The 2,916-nt window shown below is 67.7% G+C and carries 3 protein-coding genes and 1 pseudogene; all 4 read right to left on the bottom strand.

Features of this window, described 5'->3' with window-relative positions:
* On the bottom strand, positions 1 to 285 hold a 285-nt coding region (locus AC6RA4_RS24550), incomplete at its 3' end, for a metal ABC transporter permease (protein WP_500164798.1).
* Positions 282 to 1,157, bottom strand: coding sequence for a metal ABC transporter permease (locus AC6RA4_RS24545; protein WP_500164796.1), 876 nt, complete (start codon positions 1,155 to 1,157; stop codon positions 282 to 284). The genes AC6RA4_RS24545 and AC6RA4_RS24550, both read right to left, overlap by 4 nt.
* Before the next feature lie 61 nt (positions 1,158 to 1,218).
* Positions 1,219 to 2,133: a manganese/iron ABC transporter ATP-binding protein gene (locus AC6RA4_RS24540; protein ID WP_500164794.1), complete on the bottom strand. Its 915-nt coding sequence runs from the start codon at positions 2,131 to 2,133 to the stop codon at positions 1,219 to 1,221.
* Between the two features lie 23 nt (positions 2,134 to 2,156).
* Positions 2,157 to 2,897: pseudogene (locus AC6RA4_RS24535) on the bottom strand (metal ABC transporter substrate-binding protein); the annotation flags it as partial.
* Between the last annotated feature and the right edge of the window lie 19 nt (positions 2,898 to 2,916).

Below are 2,916 nucleotides of genomic sequence, written 5' to 3'. Positions count from 1 at the left end.
GAACAGCCGGGTATCCTGCTTGACCCGGCTGTTCTGCGCCAGAAAGCCGGTGGCGGTGGCGGTGAGCATCCCCGCCCCGAACGCCCCGACGATGAGCGGCAGCCCGGCGATATAGGCCAGCACCACGCCGGGCAGGATGGCGTGGCTGATGGCGTCTCCCATCAGGGCCCAGCCCTTGAGCACGAGAAAGCACGACAAGAGCGCCGTGGGGATCGCGACGATCGCGCAGATCAGAAAGGCGTTCTGCATGAAGGGGAACTGGAAGGGCAGCAGCAGCTCGCTCATGCCGCGCCCTCCCCGATGCCGTCCTCTTGAAGCGCCAGCCGCGCCTTGCGGCGGGCGGCGAGCATGCCGTGCTTGGGGGCGAAGACGAAGGCGGCGAGGAAGATCAGCGTCTGCAGCACCACGATGACCCCGCCCGTCGCGCCATCGAGGAAATAGCTCAGATAGGCCCCGGCAAAGCTGGTGAGCGCGCCGATGCTGACCGAGAGCAGGATGAGCCGCGGGAAGCGGTCGCAGAGCAGGTAGGCGGTGGCCCCTGGCGTCACCACCATGGCGATGACAAGGAAGGCCCCCACGGTCTGCATCGCCGCCACCACCGAGGCCGAGAGCAGGGTAAAGAACACCGCCTTCAGGAGCCCCGGCCGCAGGCCGATGCTCTGGGCGTGGCTCTCGTCGAAGAAGACGACCATGAGATCCTTCCACTTGGCCAGCAGCACCGCGAGCGAGATCGCCCCGATCAGCACAAGCTGCAGCGTGTCGCCCGGCGTGATGGCAAGGATGTTGCCCATGGTGATGGTCTGGATCGAGACAGCCACCGGGTTGACCGAGACCATGAACAGCCCGAGCCCGAAGAAGCTCGTGAAGATCAGCCCGATCACCACGTCGATCTTCAGCCCCGAGCGGCCCGAGAGGAACAGCATCGCCCCCGCCGCGAGGCCTCCGGAGAGGAAGGCGCCCAGCGCGAAGGGAAGCCCCAGCATGTAGGCGCCCGCGACGCCGGGCACGACGGCGTGCGACAGCGCATCGCCGATCAGCGACCAGCCCTTGAGCATCAGGTAGGACGACAGGAAGGCGCAGACCCCGCCCACAAGCGCCGAGACCCACATGGCGTTGGTCATGTAGCCATAGGAGAAGGGCTCGAGAAGGACGCTCATCGCAGCGCCTCCCCGCCCCGGACTGTCAGGTCACCCAAGGGGCCAGCCTGTGGACGGCGGCTCATTTGCCCTCCTCCCGGGTCCGAAGCTCATCGCCATATTGCACCAGCGGGCGCTCGTCGTCGGAGAAGATCGTCACGCGGCGGGCATCGTCATCGTCGTGCAGCGCGTCGCCGCCCAGCGTGAAGTGGCGCAGCACGCCGCCGAAGGCCGCCTCGAGATTGGCGCGGGTGAAGGTGGTCTCGGTCGGGCCATGTGCCAGCACCGTGCCCTTGACCAGCACGGTGCGGTCGCAGAACTCGGGCACCGAGCCGAGATTGTGGGTCGAAACCAGCATCACCCGGCCCTCGTCGCGCAGCTCGCGCAGGAGCGCGATGATCTGCTCCTCGGTCTTGACGTCGACGCCGGTGAAGGGCTCGTCGAGCAGGATCACCTGCCCCTCCTGCGCCAGCGCCCGAGCGAGGAACACCCGCTTGCGCTGCCCGCCCGAGAGCTCACCGATCTGGCGGTGGCGGAACTCCTGCATGTTGACGCGGGCCAGCGCCTCGGCGACGGCCTCGTGATCGGCGCGCCGGGGGCGGCGCAGAAAGCCCATATGGCCGTAGCGCCCCATCATCACCACGTCCTCGACCAGCACCGGGAACGACCAGTCGACCTCTTCCGATTGCGGCACATAGGCCACGAGGTTGCGCTTGAGCGCGTCGCGCACGCTCATACCCAGGAGCGTGATCTCGCCCGCCGCCGCCGGCACGAAGCCCATGATCGCCTTGAACAGCGTCGACTTGCCGGCGCCGTTCACCCCCACCAGCGCGGTCACCGTGCCGCGCGGGATCTCGAAGCTGGCGCGGCGCAGGGCAGTGTGGCCGTTGCGATAGGTCACCGTCACGTCCCGGGCCCGGATGCCGCCTCCGGGATCGTCTGCGCGCTCATCGGCGGGATCGAGGCTCGGGGCGGTGGCGGTCTGGCTGTCGCGCATGGGGATGTCTTTCGGTCCTTCGGTCAGTTCGCCGCGCCGAGCCCGTCCGCGATGGTCTCGGAGGTGACGCGCAGCAGATCCAGATAGCTCGGCACCGGGCCATCGGGATCGCTCAGGCTATCGACATAGAGCACACCGCCATAGCTGGCACCGGTTTCGCGCGCGACCTGCTCGGCGGGGGCGGTGTTGACCGTGCTTTCACAGAACACTGCCGGAATTTCGTGCGTCTTCACCCCGTCGATCACCGCCCGCACCTGCTGCGGCGTGCCGGTCTGGTCGGCGTTCATCGGCCAGAGATAGAGCTCCTTCATGCCGAAGTCGCGGGCGAGGTAGCTGAACGCGCCCTCGCAGGTCACCAGCCAGCGCTTGTCCTCGGGGATCTCGGCAATGCGGGCGCGCAGCGGCTCGAGCGTCTCGCGCAACTCTTGCTTGTAGCGCTCCGCATTGGCGGCATAGGTCGCGGCGTTGTCGGGATCCTGCGCACTCAGCGCGGCGGCGATGTTGTCGACATAGACCTGCGCATTGTCGAGCCCCATCCAGGCATGCGGGTTGGCCTTGCCCTCGTAGGCGCCCTGCGCGATCGCAATCGGCTCGATGCCGTCGCTCAGCGTCGCCGAGGGCAGATCGCCGAGGTTGCGCAGGAACTGCTCGAACCACAGCTCGAGGTTCAGCCCGTTCCACAGGATCAGATCGGCATCATGGGCGCCGACGATGTCGCGCGGGGTCGGCTCGTAGCCGTGTTTCTCGGCGCCGGGCTTGGTGATCTAGACAACCTCCGCCGCG

The sequence above is a fragment of the Salipiger sp. genome, from assembly GCF_059781815.1.
Note: the sequence above shows the minus strand (reverse complement) of the source record. Positions and strands in the feature narration are given on the sequence as shown.

What these genes read in the sequence shown, in the direction of transcription:
- AC6RA4_RS24545 (WP_500164796.1), bottom strand. Translation starts at nt 1,157, where the DNA reads ATGAGCGTCCTTCTCGAGCCCTTCTCCTATGGCTACATGACCAACGCC.
- AC6RA4_RS24540 (WP_500164794.1), bottom strand. Translation starts at nt 2,133, where the DNA reads ATGCGCGACAGCCAGACCGCCACCGCCCCGAGCCTCGATCCCGCCGAT.